Source organism: Chromatium okenii (assembly GCF_002958735.1).
GTDB lineage: Bacteria > Pseudomonadota > Gammaproteobacteria > Chromatiales > Chromatiaceae > Chromatium > Chromatium okenii_A.
On record NZ_PPGH01000042.1, the window covers coordinates 1 to 16478 of the forward strand.

24 protein-coding genes are annotated in these 16478 nt (G+C 45.6%); 13 read left to right on the plus strand and 11 right to left on the minus strand.

The window, feature by feature from the left end; all coding sequences use genetic code 11:
• Window positions 1-339 precede the first annotated feature (339 nt).
• The 6 genes from CXB77_RS18365 to CXB77_RS20015 all read left to right on the plus strand — a co-directional run bounded on the left by CXB77_RS18365 (window position 340) and on the right by CXB77_RS20015 (window position 3056).
• Complete coding sequence (locus CXB77_RS18365; RefSeq protein ID WP_105075016.1) at window positions 340-933, plus strand: ParA family protein; 594 nt, start codon at window positions 340-342, stop codon at window positions 931-933.
• A gap of 56 nt (window positions 934-989) precedes the next feature.
• Window positions 990-1217: a hypothetical protein gene (locus CXB77_RS18370; protein ID WP_197711113.1), complete on the plus strand. Its 228-nt coding sequence runs from the start codon at window positions 990-992 to the stop codon at window positions 1215-1217.
• A 311-nt stretch (window positions 1218-1528) separates the two neighbouring features.
• Window positions 1529-1855: a DUF1778 domain-containing protein gene (locus tag CXB77_RS18375; RefSeq protein ID WP_242445876.1), complete on the plus strand. Its 327-nt coding sequence runs from the start codon at window positions 1529-1531 to the stop codon at window positions 1853-1855.
• 1 nt (window position 1856) lies between these two features.
• Window positions 1857-2348: a GNAT family N-acetyltransferase gene (locus tag CXB77_RS18380; RefSeq protein ID WP_105075007.1), complete on the plus strand. Its 492-nt coding sequence runs from the start codon at window positions 1857-1859 to the stop codon at window positions 2346-2348.
• A gap of 102 nt (window positions 2349-2450) precedes the next feature.
• Window positions 2451-2816: a ProQ/FINO family protein gene (locus CXB77_RS18385; protein ID WP_105075017.1), complete on the plus strand. Its 366-nt coding sequence runs from the start codon at window positions 2451-2453 to the stop codon at window positions 2814-2816.
• 99 nt (window positions 2817-2915) lie between these two features.
• Window positions 2916-3056: a hypothetical protein gene (locus CXB77_RS20015; protein ID WP_172452752.1), complete on the plus strand. Its 141-nt coding sequence runs from the start codon at window positions 2916-2918 to the stop codon at window positions 3054-3056.
• A 196-nt stretch (window positions 3057-3252) separates the two neighbouring features.
• Here CXB77_RS20015 and CXB77_RS18390 read toward each other — a convergent pair whose 3' ends face one another.
• The 5 genes from CXB77_RS18390 to CXB77_RS18410 all read right to left on the minus strand — a co-directional run bounded on the left by CXB77_RS18390 (window position 3253) and on the right by CXB77_RS18410 (window position 9460).
• Window positions 3253-3930, minus strand: a complete 678-nt coding sequence (locus CXB77_RS18390; protein WP_172452753.1) for a hypothetical protein — start codon at window positions 3928-3930, stop codon at window positions 3253-3255.
• Window positions 3927-5375 carry a dynamin family protein gene (locus tag CXB77_RS18395; protein ID WP_105075019.1) on the minus strand — a complete coding sequence of 483 codons (1449 nt, stop codon included), beginning with the start codon at window positions 5373-5375 and terminating at the stop codon, window positions 3927-3929. The genes CXB77_RS18390 and CXB77_RS18395 overlap by 4 nt, the downstream gene beginning before the upstream one ends.
• 4 nt (window positions 5376-5379) lie before the next feature.
• A complete protein-coding gene (locus CXB77_RS18400) occupies window positions 5380-7746 on the minus strand; it encodes a dynamin family protein (protein WP_105075020.1) in 2367 nt (788 codons plus the stop codon).
• Window positions 7743-8138 carry a hypothetical protein gene (locus CXB77_RS18405; RefSeq protein WP_146108875.1) on the minus strand — a complete coding sequence of 132 codons (396 nt, stop codon included), beginning with the start codon at window positions 8136-8138 and terminating at the stop codon, window positions 7743-7745. Before CXB77_RS18405 ends, CXB77_RS18400 begins: the two co-directional genes overlap by 4 nt.
• 281 nt (window positions 8139-8419) lie before the next feature.
• The gene (locus CXB77_RS18410) at window positions 8420-9460 is read right to left on the minus strand and encodes a dynamin family protein (RefSeq protein ID WP_105075022.1); all 1041 of its coding nucleotides are present in this window, start codon (window positions 9458-9460) and stop codon (window positions 8420-8422) included.
• Window positions 9461-9590: 130 nt separating this feature from the next.
• Between CXB77_RS18410 and cutA the strand changes: the two genes are divergently transcribed.
• Window positions 9591-9809 carry a divalent cation tolerance protein CutA gene (gene cutA, locus CXB77_RS18415; RefSeq protein ID WP_105075023.1) on the plus strand — a complete coding sequence of 73 codons (219 nt, stop codon included), beginning with the start codon at window positions 9591-9593 and terminating at the stop codon, window positions 9807-9809.
• 179 nt (window positions 9810-9988) lie between these two features.
• Here cutA and CXB77_RS18420 read toward each other — a convergent pair whose 3' ends face one another.
• The 3 genes from CXB77_RS18420 to CXB77_RS18430 all read right to left on the minus strand — a co-directional run bounded on the left by CXB77_RS18420 (window position 9989) and on the right by CXB77_RS18430 (window position 12011).
• Window positions 9989-10348, minus strand: coding sequence for a hypothetical protein (locus CXB77_RS18420; protein WP_146108876.1), 360 nt, complete (start codon window positions 10346-10348; stop codon window positions 9989-9991).
• A gap of 257 nt (window positions 10349-10605) precedes the next feature.
• Window positions 10606-10884 (minus strand): transposase, encoded by a 279-nt coding sequence (locus CXB77_RS18425; protein ID WP_105075025.1) that lies wholly within the window; start codon window positions 10882-10884, stop codon window positions 10606-10608.
• Between the two features lie 140 nt (window positions 10885-11024).
• Window positions 11025-12011 carry an IS5 family transposase gene (locus CXB77_RS18430; RefSeq protein ID WP_105072451.1) on the minus strand — a complete coding sequence of 329 codons (987 nt, stop codon included), beginning with the start codon at window positions 12009-12011 and terminating at the stop codon, window positions 11025-11027.
• A gap of 125 nt (window positions 12012-12136) precedes the next feature.
• Here CXB77_RS18430 and CXB77_RS18435 point away from each other — a divergent pair, with 125 nt between their 5' ends.
• Together CXB77_RS18435 and CXB77_RS18440 are read left to right on the plus strand one after the other, a co-directional pair.
• Complete coding sequence (locus tag CXB77_RS18435; RefSeq protein ID WP_105075026.1) at window positions 12137-12778, plus strand: division plane positioning ATPase MipZ; 642 nt, start codon at window positions 12137-12139, stop codon at window positions 12776-12778.
• A complete protein-coding gene (locus tag CXB77_RS18440; RefSeq protein ID WP_105075027.1) occupies window positions 12775-13047 on the plus strand; it encodes a hypothetical protein in 273 nt (90 codons plus the stop codon). Before CXB77_RS18435 ends, CXB77_RS18440 begins: the two co-directional genes overlap by 4 nt.
• Before the next feature lie 55 nt (window positions 13048-13102).
• On the opposite strand, the gene CXB77_RS18445 is transcribed toward CXB77_RS18440, so the two are convergent.
• Window positions 13103-13309 carry a DUF1778 domain-containing protein gene (locus CXB77_RS18445; RefSeq protein WP_105075028.1) on the minus strand — a complete coding sequence of 69 codons (207 nt, stop codon included), beginning with the start codon at window positions 13307-13309 and terminating at the stop codon, window positions 13103-13105.
• Complete coding sequence (locus CXB77_RS22720; RefSeq protein ID WP_242445877.1) at window positions 13291-13632, minus strand: BrnA antitoxin family protein; 342 nt, start codon at window positions 13630-13632, stop codon at window positions 13291-13293. Before CXB77_RS22720 ends, CXB77_RS18445 begins: the two co-directional genes overlap by 19 nt.
• A gap of 35 nt (window positions 13633-13667) precedes the next feature.
• Between CXB77_RS22720 and CXB77_RS18455 the strand changes: the two genes are divergently transcribed.
• The gene (locus CXB77_RS18455) at window positions 13668-13847 is read left to right on the plus strand and encodes a hypothetical protein (protein ID WP_105075029.1); all 180 of its coding nucleotides are present in this window, start codon (window positions 13668-13670) and stop codon (window positions 13845-13847) included.
• Complete coding sequence (locus CXB77_RS18460; RefSeq protein ID WP_172452755.1) at window positions 13844-14242, plus strand: cupin domain-containing protein; 399 nt, start codon at window positions 13844-13846, stop codon at window positions 14240-14242. Before CXB77_RS18455 ends, CXB77_RS18460 begins: the two co-directional genes overlap by 4 nt.
• Window positions 14243-14265: 23 nt before the next feature.
• Here CXB77_RS18460 and CXB77_RS18465 read toward each other — a convergent pair whose 3' ends face one another.
• Window positions 14266-14616: a hypothetical protein gene (locus CXB77_RS18465; protein WP_105075030.1), complete on the minus strand. Its 351-nt coding sequence runs from the start codon at window positions 14614-14616 to the stop codon at window positions 14266-14268.
• Between the two features lie 404 nt (window positions 14617-15020).
• Here CXB77_RS18465 and CXB77_RS18470 point away from each other — a divergent pair, with 404 nt between their 5' ends.
• Together CXB77_RS18470 and CXB77_RS18475 are read left to right on the plus strand one after the other, a co-directional pair.
• Window positions 15021-15422: a hypothetical protein gene (locus CXB77_RS18470; RefSeq protein WP_146108877.1), complete on the plus strand. Its 402-nt coding sequence runs from the start codon at window positions 15021-15023 to the stop codon at window positions 15420-15422.
• Window positions 15423-15679: 257 nt separating this feature from the next.
• Entirely contained in the window at window positions 15680-16414 is a 735-nt protein-coding gene (locus CXB77_RS18475; RefSeq protein ID WP_105075056.1) for a phage antirepressor KilAC domain-containing protein, read from the plus strand.
• Window positions 16415-16478: the final 64 nt, after the last annotated feature.

The window sequence follows — 16478 nt, forward strand, 5'->3', positions numbered from 1 at the left end:
CACAAAACCAACGCTGATGTTGCTCGATTATTTCGGGTTCATCCTGCAACGATCACGCGAATTTTAGCGAGACATCACCGATCACCAAGATAAATGTTTAGGTTATACAGTAGGTTAACAAATTAAAGATTTAACGAATTAAGTAAATACTTTTTTACGTTAAGGTATAAATCGTTATTGATGTAAATCGTTTTATATTCTAAAGTGTAAATCCTTCTTTCTGTAAAACGTGAATTACTTTTTTATGTAAAGCAGTAAATCTTTCTTTTGTAAAAAAGGAAATCATGCTTTATTCTCCGACTTGACTCGTCAAATCTCCACAGTTGAGGTGAGCGCAACATGGGTCAGATCATCGGTTTTGTATCGCAAAAAGGCGGGGTTGGTAAAAGTACACTGGCGCGGTTGCTTGCTCGTGAATATGCCGCTAACGGTTGGCAGGTGAAAATTGCTGATCTCGACCCTGGTCAGGGCACTGTTTTCAAATGGCAACAACGGCGGGTGCAGGGATTATTGATGCCAGAAATTAAGGTTGAGCGATTTCGTATTGTTGAAAAAGCACTACCGGATGCAGTGAATTATGATTTATTCATCTTTGATGGAGCAGCGCAATCCAATAGTGGCACATTGGCAATTGCTCAACACAGTGATTTGATTGTATTGCCTACGGGTTTATCTGTTGATGATTTAGAACCCACCATTTTATTGGCACATGAATTGACTGCAAAGGGCATTGCAATAGAACGTATCTTATTGGTGTTTTGTCGGGTTGGTGATAGTCAAGTTGAACTTTCTGAAAGTCTAATGTATGTGCAACAAGCCGGATACAATGTTATTCCAACTGCATTATTAGAACGAACTGCTTATCGGCGAGCGAATGATGCGGGCAAAGCATTAACCGAATGTGCTTTTTTAAACATTGAGAATGAAAGCTGATGCAGTGGCACAAGCAATAATGAATCAGCTTGCTCAATTCACTCAGGATACAACACATGGCTAAACCACCACCTCCATCCAATAAAACTTCTGTTCCTTCTCCAGTGGCAGTAGTAGATAACTTGAAACAACCGCAAGCTGGCGATCTCAAACCGCTGAACTTCAAAGTTGATCCAGCATTCCACCGTGAGTTTAAGACCTACGCTGCTACGCACGGCATCAGCATGTTGGAGCTGTTACGCGAAGGCTTTGATTTGGTTAAACAAAATCGTGTAAAGATTTAAGGAAAGGCGTATTTAAGGAAATCGTCTTTTAAGGATTTCAGGAAAAGATTTAACGAAATAAACCTTTCGTTATCATGGTAGATTTAAGGAAATAACGATTTAAGTAAAAAAGGTTTTAGTTAAAAAAGTATTTCTTTGGGCTGACTTCATGGATTAAAAGAGCAAGTCAGGTGTTTAAGAAATGTCAATGTTATTCGATTATTTCAAGTTCATTCTGTAATACTGGTATGGATTGTCGAGACATCCATTATCAGTGTATGGTTAAAGGAGCATTATCAATTGCGTTGACATTTTAATTACAGGTCGATGATATGCTTTATCAAGCATCTTCAATGGCATCAATCAATATCGAGAATCATTCAGTGAATCACTCAATCCGCAATACGAATATCAACATTCGTGCGCAACGTTGCCAGCGCGACCTCATCGATCAAGCTGCTGAGTTATTGGGTAAAACTCGCTCAGAATTTGTATTAGAAACCGCTTGTCGTGAAGCGCAAGAAGTGTTGTTGGATCAGCGCGTGTTGACACTCGACACTGAAAGTTTCCAAGCCGTTCAACTGTTATTGGATGCGCCGCCGAGTGACAATCCCAAGCTGCGGCAGCTGATGACTATGACAGTGCCTTGGGAAACATGAAATGGCAGTTTGTAGTGCTCCAACACGTTTGACGATTCACCACGATCTCATCCAGTTTGATAGCGGTGAACCCAGTCTTGATCAGTGGTTACAACAACGGGCAGTTCGCAATGAAGGTCGGGGCGCATCTCGCACTTATGTAATTGATGTTGAACACCGAGTGATTGGTTATTACTGTTTGGCAACTGCCTCGATTGCCAGTGATTTAGCACCAGGTCACTTGCGCCGGAATATGCCTGATCCTATTCCCGCGATGGTCTTAGGTCGTTTAGCAGTGGATCGTCATTGGCACGGTCAGGGTTTGGGCAAGGCATTATTGCGAGATGCCATCTTGCGCACAGTGCAGGTATCTGAATTTGTTGGAGTTAAAGCACTTCTAGTTCATGCGCTTTCTGAAGCAGCAACCCTGTTTTATCTCGCTCAAGGTTTCCATCCCTTTCCGCACAGTTCTAACACGCTATTTCTGCCACTTTCGGAGGTGAAGCAACCATAATGTCCGTGATGGGATGAACCCATCACGGATAGTTATGGTGTTAACTCGTATATCATGCCGTCAATATGCCGCAGAATGTCCTGAAACTACAGAATCGCGCAGATGGATGATTTGAACGATAAGCCCGAAGCACAACCCAAACGCACTCCGGAGCGTGAGCTCATCGAGCTTTATCCCAACTGCTTTAACCTGAAGAAACCACGCCCGTTGAAAGTCGGTATTCGTCAAGACTTGCTGGCGGCGGGGCACGCTTCAAAATTGGTCAATTCCGTTATGTATGGCTATTGCCAGCGCATCGCTTATCTCAAGGCGATGCGAATCGGTACGGCACGGATTGATTTACAGGGGCAACCCGCTGGTGAAGTGACTGAGGCTGCTGCAATCATTGCACGGGACGAGCTAGCACTGTTAAGACCCGTCAAGTCATCGAAACCTAAACCACCACACCGAAACCCACACCCGTTTTAACAACTGATGCGCCTTTAACTGCGGAGAATATCGTGAGCGGTCGCCTTGAACTTACCCTGAAATTCAGAATTACCCAAGCCAGTGGTGGTAAAAGCGGGAATGAAGATTGGAATTCAGACCGAGACCGCGCTGGTGGTGACGACTTTGAAACCCAAAGCGTGGAAGAAACTGGAGAAAGCCCAAGCGGAATGGCCGCAATGGGTCGCGTCGATGACCGGCAAGCTGGGTGCAGGTCAATAGCAATGATGGAACGATTGTGATGTTGGAGGATGCGGCAGTGCAGGTGTTCGAGAAGAAGGCGAAGGTGGCAGCGGTGGATAATTCATAATCCGTTGGGAATTCAGGATAAACGCATTTCATTGATTCAAGATGCTGCTGTGCTAACACGGTTAATTCTTTCACTTTGTATCAACCATTCTTAAACCAGCTTTTAAAGCTAAACAATCTCCCGCTGTGCGAAAGTGAGTTGTTCAATCAGATGCTGATAACGATCAAGTTGTTCCTGTTTGTTCGTAAAATCCTGTCGTAATTGATCTAGCTCTCTCTTGATGTCGGCAGTGAGCTTTTCACCCAAACTGTTACGCAACTGTTCTAATTGCTGATATAAATCGCCCGCTGCGTTGCGGAAACAATCCGCTAATTTCGTAAAAACGTCATGTAATGCCTGATTCAAGGTCTCTCGCAGGGATTCAATTGCATCGCGATCTTTGATTTCACCCTTGAAATTTCGGCTGATCAGTTGCGTCATGTCGCCCGCATCGAGTGTCAAAACCGGAATTGTTAATCTCTCCAAGCTATTGATTAGCATGGAACGAAATTGGTCGGGATCAAAGTTTTCACTTTGGGTGTCGATCTCGTTGATCAGTGTTTTACGCAAGCTCAATTTGAGAGCGTCCGGGTCGATCAGACGATTAAATCCTTGTTCAATCTCAAAAGTACAACTGCGGGCATAATGACGCAGTTGCTCAATGGCATCAGTGGGACTGAGATACTCGTAATTGATGACAACGGTTTCTGTGTAGGTCTTGCCGCCAAACCAAGTGGATGGCTTAAATAAGTGAAAACTGACTGTATGATAACGCTCTTCCGTCTTTGAACCTGAGCGAGTATTCAACTGCGCATATTGCCCGATACTGCCTTGGATTTCGTGCAGCAATTTTTTGAGGAGTGTTTTGCCTGATGCAGAGTTTCATCAATCCGTTGACCTAATATCCTTTCCAGATGACGAATGCGTGTTTCGCAGGCGGACTGCTGATCTTGCAGTTTGCGTATATCCCCTTTGTGAAGCTGTCGGTGGCGATTTTCCACTGCATCCAGCAAGCGTCGCAGACGCTCCTGTAATTGTTGACGTACACCAGGGACAATGCTGTCCTGCTGCTCCTGCAATAAGGTCTTTCGATCCTGACGAGCGAGATCATAAGCGTTTAGTAATGCTTGGAAATTACCGATGTGTTGCCAATCCTCGTCAGTAAAAGCGTAGTCGTTCCAGTTTTGGCGGGCTAACTCGACCAGTTCGCCATGCACATGCAGCATGGTTGTCGTCCATTTTTCTCTTGACCAGTTCGCATAACCGTGGGCAAACGTGCTGGCAAAAATTGGTTGAGTCATCTGTCGCAGGATGACGGCAGATTCAGGATGAATCTGTTCGCGCTGTGCCGCCATTTTGTGAATTTTTGTCGCCGCTCCACGACTCAGGCGCGTTTTTAGATTGTCTGTCGTGGCGGTCAGTGAATCTTGATCATGCCCATCGTCAAGAATGGCGGAATCGAACTGTCCCGCCACCAAGACCATGCGTTTGACACCCTTTCCGGGTAACTGCTGAGACAGCAACTCCATGTCCGGTTGATCTAAAAACTGGCTAGACCGCGATAGGAAGAACACAACATCGCATTGGCTCATGTAGTCGCGTGTTTTCTGTGTGCGGCTTTCTATCGGATCATTCATGCCAGGAGTATCGACCACTTCATAGCCTTGCAGCGCGTGATCTGGTAAGTAAAGATGCGTCATCTTCACTAAGGCAGTGTAGCGACCGTTTTCCCCCGTATAGTCATTCAAAAGACCGAGTAATCCGGTTATATCTTCGGTGCAGAATTCTTTTCTGTCGCCTTTTTGCAGTTCGGCGAACACATCAATTTCATTATCATTTGCTAATCTCACCAACTCCCGTGCGACCTTAGCCTGCGGATGGTTGCCTGCTCCAGCGGATAATGCTTCGATCTCTTGCCATTCATGCGGTTCATAAAACTCAACTTCCAAACGTGGCTGTTCGCCGTAAGTAATGCGGGTGAGATTAGCCGTTTTTGGCGTAGCGGCTTCTGGAAGGATGGGTTGACCGTCGAATAACAAGGCGTTGATGAAACTACTCTTTCCCGCTTTAACCTGACCCATGATGCCAATGCTGAGACGTTGTTCATCAGCGGAGAAACGTGCAACTTTATCTGCCAGCTCTTTTTTAAGGGCGATCAGATCGTTGACTTCAGTGAAACTATCAACGTGTTCGTTTAACTGTTCGCAGTAGGTTGAAATTTGCAAACTGAGTTGAGCGATTGGTTGATTCATTATACTAAACCTCCTCTAAGATGAAGTAGTTCTTACCCAGTGGGTAGCGCCTCGATTTGCCGGAAAACATTCTGGTCATACATTGAATAAAAATAAGAAATTCCCGATCAGTCCTATGGATTGGAGTTAATGTACCTACATGGATGTCAAACTTCTTGCTATCGGCAGTACGGATATACCGATGCTTATAAACTCCAGTGCTGTTACGATCTACTATTCCCTTAATTTCGGCAAAGAGATTGGGTAATTGAGATTCATAGATTATCTCCTTACTTTCAGTCATGCACAGCGAAATGTCCTCTGCCCGCCAGGGTACATAGGTCTCGGTGTTCTTGGTCATCATAACGAATACTTTATCTTTCTGCATTCCATACTGACGATAGGTTCCGTCCGCACTAAATAGTGCGTCGTGTTCATCAGGGTCAGCTAATCCACGTCCTCCAGTGATGATACGGCGGCCAAAGCCAATCTCCATCTGAGTCAGATATTCATTTCCAATCTTTTCACCTAGTTGCTCGTAGAACTTTTTTCTTACCCCGTTCCAATCTTTCAAGATATTATCTACAACAAATCCCATATTCATTATTGTCAAAGCCTTATTAAGCTCCTCAGTAGAAAACTTAACAATAACATCAAAAAAAGGTTTATGAAGATTGTTATTATTTTCAAGGTAGCGAACATAGTCATCAATTGATGTAAGATTATCAATAGCTTCTACAATACTTGTAAGTGTAATTTTGCCTATTGTGGTATTAGTGTATTGTTGTTCTTCTTTAGATAGATAAACATCGGATGATATATCTGTTGATTCACCATCTGGTAGTATCCATCCCCACTTAGTCTGACCTATTGTGGCATTGGTAACGTACATACCAGCGCCGTAGTACGCTACCTCAATAGGGCGGCGATATATTTCTCTGCTAAGGTTGTTCTCAGACAACCATAGTGCTACATCAAAATACACTGACGTTCCTTCACAGACCGTAAAGGTCTTAGGAATCAACAGTGTGTTGTTAGATGGATCAATATCAGATAGACTTAATTCGGAAAAATTCTGATTTTCCCGAAATAACCGGTCAAATATGGGATCATTTAATAATGGTGTAGCATATTGCTGACTATCATCTGCATCAGGCTCTGGCAAAGGAATTCCAACCGCACTCCCAATCTTTTTGAGTCCGTGAAAGAATCGCTGACTTAACCCTTGTAAATCTTCACTGATTTTCTGCAAATCGTGTAACTCACGATCAGCAAGATCACGCAAATCCTGAGCGTCACTTATAATATCTTCATCATCACTCAAAGAAAGAATAAGATTCAAACGATTTAGACGCCGCCGTGCAAGATATTGTTTATTGTCAAGAAAACACTGATATGTATTGAATTGACGCTTAAAATTGACAGCAAACCCTACTGTTTGCGGTGCTGCATTCCAAGTTTCAAGATATTTAAGAATAGGGGTTAGCGGAAACTGTTGCGGTTTACGCACTGAAATAGGAATAACATCAAGCGCAGGTAACGCACGATTAGCTAATGTCGTTCGCACCAGCGTCACAATATTTTCCATATCCTGAGGTGTCCGCTTATCGGCACGACTGATAATGATCAGGCGAGGAATTCCTGGCCGGAGACTGGCAAGGAATTTCAAATCCGCTTCGCTGATCGTGCCTGCCTCAGCGGAGATGAGCCAAATTAAGAACTGTGCCGAATTCAGTTGCGAGCGCGCAAGATGCGCATCACTGCGTTCGTGCCAATGCGGATCATCCGGCTTGGAATAGCCGGGCGTGTCGAGCAACGCCAGATTGCGAAAAGTAAATTCCGGTACGCTGACAAACGCAGAGTACAGCAACGCACTGACTTGGCTACCGTATTTCAGTTTTTCATCATGAGTGAGACTGAGAAATTCCGCTTGCGACAACCTTACGCGCCGTTTGAAGAGATTGAGCGCGGTGATGTGTTCTTCTGACCCATGCAACAGATAGGTCGGTAATGACGTGGTTTCGTCAACTTCGGTAACGAGGCGTTTTTGACCAAGCAAAGCGTTAATAAAGCTAGATTTTCCAGCACTGAAGGCTCCACCCAGACCCACTACCACCTTCTGCGCTAGATCCGGAAATTCGCAGAACTCGTGGAAACGCTCCAGTTCTTGTTTTAGGTTTTCCCATAGATCGGCAAAATTATCCGGGCTGCCACGCCGCGCCAGTGCGGGCAGATCCTGAAGCAGGATGGTTTGCAACTGTTTCAGTTCAGTGGCTAATTGATGCTGAACCGGACTGTCATCCACATCTGTATGACAGGCACGGCATAGCAGGCGGTAGCGAGATTCTAAGGCTTCAGTGGACATTGCCGGAGCGATCATCGTGGTTGTCATTGCGAATCTTTCTTTTCCAGCAAGTTTTGCATGATGTCGCGCAGTTTCTCATAATCGATCAGATAACCTTGACGCGCTTGTTCAAATGCTGCCTGTCCTTGCAACAACTCAGCCGCTAATTGATCCAGAGATTGTTGGTGTTGGCGGCTGCGTGTTTCTGTGGCGGTCATGATGTCCTGTTTGGCGGCATCTAACTGGCGTTGCAGATTGGCGCGAAACCTCTCGGAAATCTTACTGACGACTTGAGGAATCACCGAGTTGAGGATGTGTTGCTTGGCTTTCTCGCGTTGTTGAGCCGCTTGCGCTCCCTGATCGTCACCACCTTTCCAATCCACCAATCCCATCAAGACATTGAGCACCGCACCGATGGCGAGTCCAACAGGACCGAGCATGGCTAGTTTAGCGGTTACGGCAGTTATGATCGTGTAATGACAGTTTGCAATCCGATAGGTCAATTTCAGACGATGAGTCTGAGTTCGCATCGAGATTGAAGTGGCTGGAGACATTCAGACTGGTCGGTAGCTCGTTTTCCAGACGATTGAAATAGCGTCTGAGCTTTGGGGCAAACTCCTGTTCAATGCCCTCGGAAATTGCCAGACGCACCGTTTGTCCCAAACCCCCTGAAAATCGCCATTACAAAGTACCAGATGCGCCAATGCGTCCAACTGCGCGACTAAGCGGGTTCGAACCAACTCCATGATCCGTCGCGTGGCAGGACTGACCTGCGCATCCAACGTTTGGTTCTCATCTCCAGGTGCACCTTGAACTGCTGCATTTCCTGCTCTAACTGGTGACGCTGCACCATGATTTGCTCGGCGTCCAAGTTGTCCTGATTCGCCAAAGTCTTTAGGTATTTCTCCAGCCCTTGTAACTCCACCAACAAGGGCAGGATAACAGCTCGATGAAAGCGTTCGTCGACGTGCTGTTGTAGATGTTGCAAGGCGTTCAGAAAAGGTTGTATCTGCTTCCTGGCAGAAACCTGCACGACTTCCAAAAGGTCTTCCTGCAAGATTTGGCGCATTTCAGAAAGCACTTTTTGCTGCACACTATCCACGTCTGCCTGGGGTTTTTTATCGCATTTCGTAATGACCAGCAGGGCGGGCATTTTGTGGATCGCCAATTCCTTTAGAAAATTGCGCAGACTGTCGTGCAAATTACCTTCGTCCACACTGACGACTAAACAGTACGCTAGGCTACGAGGCAGGTAAGCATCGATGGCTCGCGCATGTTCATCAATGCCGGAATCCCAGCCGGGCATGTCCACGAGTGTGAGATGGGGTAAGTCTTGCAGGTTCTTAGACGGTAGGTTTGCTTGCAACCAGCCATTAGGAAGCAGCGGATTGAAATCTTGGTGTTTCACTTGCTGGCGGTTGAGTGAAATTGGTGCTTGCGCGTCTTTATAACCAGTGAATTGTTCCTGCGGCGCATAGCGTAATTCGACGGGAAGAGCAGTTTCCGGATTGACTTCTACCGCGAAGATTTTTTCTCCCAGCAGGGCATTCATTAACGTCGTCTTACCCGAACTGAATGCACCCACCAAGGGGACGCGCACGGTAAAAGCGTCGATCTCTTGACGAAAGTTGCATAAAGACTCGTTCGGACGGTGGTAGTATCGATCGAAGAACTGCTCAATCTCGGGGAAGACGGCTTGCAAGTAACGTTGTTGGGGGAGATTCCCTGGCTGGGGAATCGGGCGCTGCGCGAAAGTGTCCATAAGCTCCTTGGCAGCCCGTCGAGGTTGCCTTCCGTATTTCGATGGTGCGTTTATCCATTCAGCCGTAACGATCTATCAGGAACTGATTCCTTTCCTCTGATGCTCACTTCAGCGATTTTGTCCGCCCGTTATGAGGCTTTCAGCGTCAACTGTAGAAACGGTATTTCGTCGAGCGATAGTCATTAGTTGCCCAGTATTTCTGTGTCACCGTTTGGGCGCGATGCGCTCGCATGAATTGAAAGCACAGATTGCTGAATTACATCCTTATGAAATACCCGCGATTTATAGCCTTGAAGTCGTGGATGTGAATGCGTCATATCTGGAATGGGTGAATCAAAATACCTTGTAACTCAAATACCACCATACGCCAACCACTGTCACACTACCACTGCTACTTTGAGTAATCCCGCAATCCGACCCCGCTCGTCCGCAGCAAAGCCCATACATCTTTAATCTTACTGCGCCATTCCTGTAACTGCCTCTTCTTTACGCTTTATCGCTATTCACTTCATTATTTGCTTATAGAGATTATTTTACTGAATCAACCTTTGATGATGTTGTGTTTCTTTTCCTGCCTCTTTTTGGTTTTTGTTGTTGTTTAATTTCCCCCCTACCAAAGATACGGTTACGTTTACCATCAATGGGTTTTAAGCTGAGATAATAATCGACCTTAGTAAGATATTGACTCGCATCAATCAGGTTTTTTCTGAGTTCAATATCGTTGTGGTTGATCATCCCAATGCCTAAATGCTTATACGTTTCTTTTTTTGCATTACAGTTCCAGTAATTCCCTATACCATTAGTAATGGATTTCCAGTGCTCGCCGATTTCAGTGGCTATCGTAATGTCTTTTCGTACTTTAGCCCCATCTAAGACGTTTACCATCAATGGGTTTTAAGCTGAGATAATAATCGAGTAAGATATTGACTCGCATCAATCAGGTTTTTTCTGAGTTCAATATCGTTGTGGTTGATCATCCCAATGCCTAAATGCTTATACGTTTCTTTTTTTGCATTACAGTTCCAGTAATTCCCTATACCATTAGTAATGGATTTCCAGTGCTCGCCGATTTCAGTGGCTATCGTAATGTCTTTTCGTACTTTAGCCCCATCTAAGAAAAATATAGCTAATCCACCATAAAATGATTACAAATTACAGGCAAATAAAGCATCAACTGTGCAATGGTTCTTTTTGCGAATCGCTTTTGCTTTTGACCAGTAGTGTTCAATCGGGTTTAAGTCAGGTGAATATGGTGGTAAGTATTCTAAAATATGTCCGCTTGCTTTAATCTTCTGCTGAATATCTTGTCTTTTATGGAAAGTAGCATTATCCATGACAAGAACGCAGTTTGCTGGTAGTTTTGGCAACAAATCATCGGTTATCCATAAAAGAAAAACTTGAGAGTTAAGGAACCGCTGATCTATTTAATGTTCTCCACGTTGCCTTTTTAAAAGCATATTTTTATAGAGGGGATATTAAATAAATAGTTTTTGCTTTAGTGATTCAAAATAGTCAACCTCTTTATTAGGTAAAATTAAGGTACTCTTATGCTGTGAACTCTATATTAGGCTTTTAACAGCGCCTTTTTTGCTATTAAGAGATTAGCCAGAGCAAACAAAGTTTGTAGTTGCGCAGTGTTTTTCGCAAGCCCTTTATAACGTACCTTACGGTGCATAAATAGATTTTTAATAATGTGAAATGGATGTTCAACACGCGCGCGTATTTGCGCCTTAATTTTTTCAATCTGTTGCGTGAGATTTTTCAACAAACCATCATCCATTTTTTCAACTTTAGAACGTTTTTCAGCGATATTCCAACTGACCACTTTTTCATTAAATTTGTTTTTAACTTTTTCGCGTTTATCTGCACCAGTGTAGCCAGCATCACCAAAAACTTTTTGTTCTTGACCATGTAAAATGTTTTCAACTTGAGTGACATCATGCTCATTTGCCGCCGTGCCAACCACGGTATGCACTAACCCAGAATTAACGTCAACACCAATGTGTGCTTTCATTCCGAAATACCATTGATTTCCCTTGCGAGTAGAATGCATTTCTGGATCGCGTTCTTTTGCTTCGTTTTTTGTTGAAGAAGGGGCATTGATAATGGTCGCATCAACGATTGTCCCTTGATTTAACAACAATCCTTTCTCGCGTAAATGCGCATTGATTGTAGAAAAAATCACTGTAGTCAGTGCATGACGTTCGAGTAAATGGCGAAATTTCAACAGTGTTGTTGCATCTGGTACCGCTTCAACACTCAAATCAATACCTATGAATTGCAGTAATGATTGACTATCGTAAATTGCATCTTCCAGTGCCTCATCAGCAAGATGATACCATTGCTGTACAAAGTACATCCTTAACATCCGCTCTAATCCTATTGGCGGACGACCACGCTTACCTTGACTATCAGGGTAGTAATAAGGTGTCAATGCTTTAACCAAAGTTGACCATGGAACAATTTTTTCCATATCATTGAGAAAACGTTCACGGCGCGTCGTTTTCTTTTTTGCTAAAAATTCTGATTGTGCAAAAGAAAATTGTTTCATGCTGGTATCATATTTACATTACGACTGATGCCTATTTTATCATTTAGATCGCAACGATGCTGGCTATTTAATCAGTGTTTCCTTAAGTTAAATTAGCGTCACATTTCAGCCCACGAGACGCAACCATGATCCTTCTCCTCGGCGGTGAGAAAAGCGGCACCGGCAAGAGCACCATTGCCGTTAATCTCAGCGTGTGGCTTGCCAATGCGGGAATTGACGTATTATTGATTGATACCGACATGCAGCGCACCGCCAGCCACTTCATTGAACGCCGCAATCAACTCGGTGATCTACCCAAAGTTCATTGCACGGAAAAGCACGGCAACGTCTTTGATAGCGTGCGTGATCTTTCAACTCGTTATGAGCAAATCATTATTGATGCAGGCGGACGTGATTCTGAGGAACTGCGCACCGCAATGGTCGCAAGTCATCTGCTCTATTGCCCGCTCAAAGCCAGTCAACCCGACATTGAAACCAGTGTGCACATGAACGCATTAACTCAACTCGCACGCAGTCTCAATCCACAATTGCAAGCGCGGCTCTTATTATCCATGGCTCCCACCAATCCCGTTATTCACGAAGCAGAGCAAGCGCAGCACGTCTTAACTGAACTGCCGCAATTCACGTTATCCAATACCATCATTCGAGAGCGCAAGGTCTATCGGGATGCCATGAGTGATGGACGCGGCGTGGTGGAAATGAATAACGACAAAGCCACTGCCGAGATCACTGCGCTTGCCCTTGAAATCTACGGAGATCATCCATGAGCTTTCATCTTCCACCTGTTGATCCCAATGCGCTGCGTCAATTCGCAGATGGAGCCAAAGCGCATCGCACTCAACAAGAACCCGCGCCTTGGTCACCATTCGCACCGGATGATCTGCCGCGTTATTCAATTTCAATCCGGTTGAATGAATATCAACTCACCATGTTGCGGTTCATTGCCGAGCAGAATGATGTGAGCCAGCAAAAGGTATTGAATCGCATCGTCATACCGGAACTGGTGAAACAAGCGGAGGAATTGTTTGAAGGGTGATCAGCGCAATTGCTTTGTCAGCGGCAGCAATAAAAAGCCGTGATGCAGATAGAAGTCATGCGTCTTGGATCAACTCTGCATGAGCTTGTGCGGCGCGGTGCATTGCTGGAGTGAGTGGTGGCGGATCAAGCAACAAATCGACAAATCGCTGCTGATCCTCAAGGGATAATCGCATGACGTTGGTTTCTGCCATCTCATTCAAGTGACAGGCGCTACAGCTCAATTCTCTGGGCATCATCACCGTCATTGCGCATTCAACCATTCACGCAGCACATGATTGACTCGGGTTTGCCAACCTTTACCAGTGGCTTTGAACGCCGCCAAGATGTCGGCATCAACGCGGATGGTGGTAGGAATCTTCGTTGGTTGTTTCTGTGCGCCACGCCGCCGAGCCAGCTTTTCCTGTAACTCAGGCAACGACTGACTGGTCATCGCATTAGCCCAATGGATTGCCACTGCATCAGGAGTGTTGGGGTCATAAGGACATTCGGGATCATCGACGCGGTGTGGTGCGGCAGCGAGTGCGGCGGCAATTTGCGCCGGGCTAAAGACAGGCTTGGAAGTATTGTTGTGTGTCATGCACATTGTTAATACACCTTCATCAAAGCACCGAGGTCAACATGCAACTCACTCGTGGTCAACGCTTGCCACTTGCCACTTTAACGGGTTCGACTTTGCAACTTGGTGTTGCGCTGACGGGCATTAACGTTGACATCTCCTGCTTTGGTTTAGATGCGCAACTGCTGCAAGAGTTTCCGCACTGGCTACGGCGGGCACGAGATCAAGGGATTGTGCAATGACACTGCAACCCATCATCCTGCGACATGATCCCAGCACCGAGTTCTTCACTGCTGAACGTTGCTACATCACCGAGTTATCCAATTCAACTACTGATGAACAGCTTTCAATTGCCAGCGCCCGTGTTGCGCCCGGCATCACCACCTGCTGGCATTCTCTGGCTGACACCGTTGAACGCTATGTCATTGTGTCTGGGCAAGGCGTGATTGAAATCGGTGATCTGCCACCGCAGCATTTAACTCGCTTTGATGTCGCCATCATTCCAGCCGGATGCAAACAACGCATCACCAACACTGGAACGATTGACCTGTTATTCCTTGCGCTATGCACACCGCGCTTCCTGCCCGATAGCTATAGTGAATGGACGAGCGTAGATGAAACCGCTGATCGTGATTGATAGCGGTATCGTTCACATTTAATTCATTGCACCGAATGCACATCACCAGTATTCAAGAATTGCTTACCAGTCGCATCTTCGAATTCGTGCAGTGATTTCTCCGCTTCCTCTTTCGATATACCCAAGCGCGTTGCGATTGATTCCAAAAGATAAACCGGCTCTCCATTAGCGGTATAAGCATCCGGTTTCTCCGGCATCAATCCCATTTCCATCGCCACATCATGCGCCACATCCATAAAGGATTGCGGAGCGTTTTCCATCATGCGTGCAAATGCGCGGGCTGCTGCTGGTGATTCACCCAAACCCTGCGCGACCAATTCAGAGTATTCATTGCTGGCGTTTAAGAATGCTGCGGATAATTTATCTTGATTCATGGTTGACCTCGGTGATTGCCCCGACATCGCTGCCGGGGTGAAATGGTTAATGGAGTGATTTGGGTTGCATCAGCCCAGCGAATTGCTCAACCCGCGTCTTCGCCAACTGCTACGCTCCAACGCAGCAGTTGACGCAACAATTATATCAAAATCAATCCGTTAGTTCATTATTACTCGCGTTATTCTGAGCAAGATCAAGCTGTGTCGCGGGCTGACCGACGCCGCTTATCCGTTCGCTCTTTCTCTGGTTCGTGTTGTTTATGCGGTCGGGCATAATTGCCCGCTTAACAAATGCTGGGGCTGTAATAACAAGCTACCAAGTCCAGATATTAGTGGAGGCGCATTGAATATGCTGGCGGAAATGGCACAAAACGCTACATTTACGATTCCAATAGAGGTGTTGCATGGTCGCCTTAGTTATGAAAGCGTTGATTTTATTATTGACAGTGTTTTTAGTTGGTTGCACGCTAGCGCCCGAGTTAAGCGAAAAAGAAAGATGGGATCAATGCGGCGAGCTTTACATTAAAAATCTAAAAAAAACAGGCTTAAAAGACAACGGAAATGCTTTATCTTATATAGGTAATGCCACTGCTTTTGAAATTGTTGATCACTGTGGATATGATTTTTCGGTGCACGATTTAACTCCAGAAATGATTACTGCTTTAGATGGATGTCGAAGCGATCCCGTTTTTGAAAATCAAGGTCAAATAGTTGAAAGGTGGTTTGCGACATATCCCGATAATGGCGAGCTAGTAAATAAAGCAAAGATAGAATGCAAGCGTATTTATGACGCTAATCGCAAATAGACGCTTGACACCATCCGTCCACCTGAATTAGCCTGACTTCACCGTCACACGACGGTCGGGTTAACAGCCGGAAGACGAAGCGCGTAGTGCCACCCCAGCGAAAGGCGCATTTTTTGTGCCCGCAAAGTTTCAAATGGTGGGCTGTGTGAGGGAGCCGAAAGGCTCGCCGGTTCTTCGTTCCGGTCTGTTAACCTCGCATGGTCTGCCATTTACTGTTTAACAGCAGTTGGCAGGCTCCACTCAAAAACGGAGCTTTTATGGAACACTGCAACACCCTTTCCGCTTTACCTATCACCATGAATTCGCGGGAAATTGCGGACTTGGTTAAATCTAACCATGCCGATGTGCGTCGCTCTATTGAACGGCTTGCCGAACGCGGCGTTATCCAACTTCCGCCAACGGCTAAAGTTCAAGATAAACAAAGTTTTAGCCCTAACAACAAGACTATGGTCTATGTTTTCGATCACGCTCATAAGCGCGATTCTTTCATCGTGGTTGCGCAACTGTCGCCTGAATTTACCGCTCGCTTAGTGGATCGCTGGCAGGAATTAGAAGCTGCCGCTGCCGCACCAGCCCCCGTTGAATTATCGCGTATGCAACTGATTGAACTGGCACTTTCCGCAGAGCAAGAACGCCTCGCGTTAGAACAGCACGTTAAAGTGATTCAAGCCAAAGCCGACGCTTTTGATCGGCTCGTCACTTCAACTGCTGGTTCAGTCAACCTCACCAACGCCGCCAAATCGCTGCAAATGCGCCCGCGTGAACTCAGCAAGCGTTTGAATTCAATGCACTGGATTTACAAACGGGCGGGCGGGAACAGCTGGGTCGCGTATCAAGATCGGCTGGAGGAAGGCGTGTTGGAACAAAAAATCACCGTGATTCCCAAACCTGACGGCACGAAAGAGATACGCGAACAGGTGTTGGTGACGGCGCAAGGTCTCGGTCTACTCGCCAAAACAATTAAACCGCAGATTAACCGCAATAGAACTTGAATGGAACAGAATCACTCTGCCAATAATTAGCATTGGCAGAAATTATCGTGGATCAGCATCATCG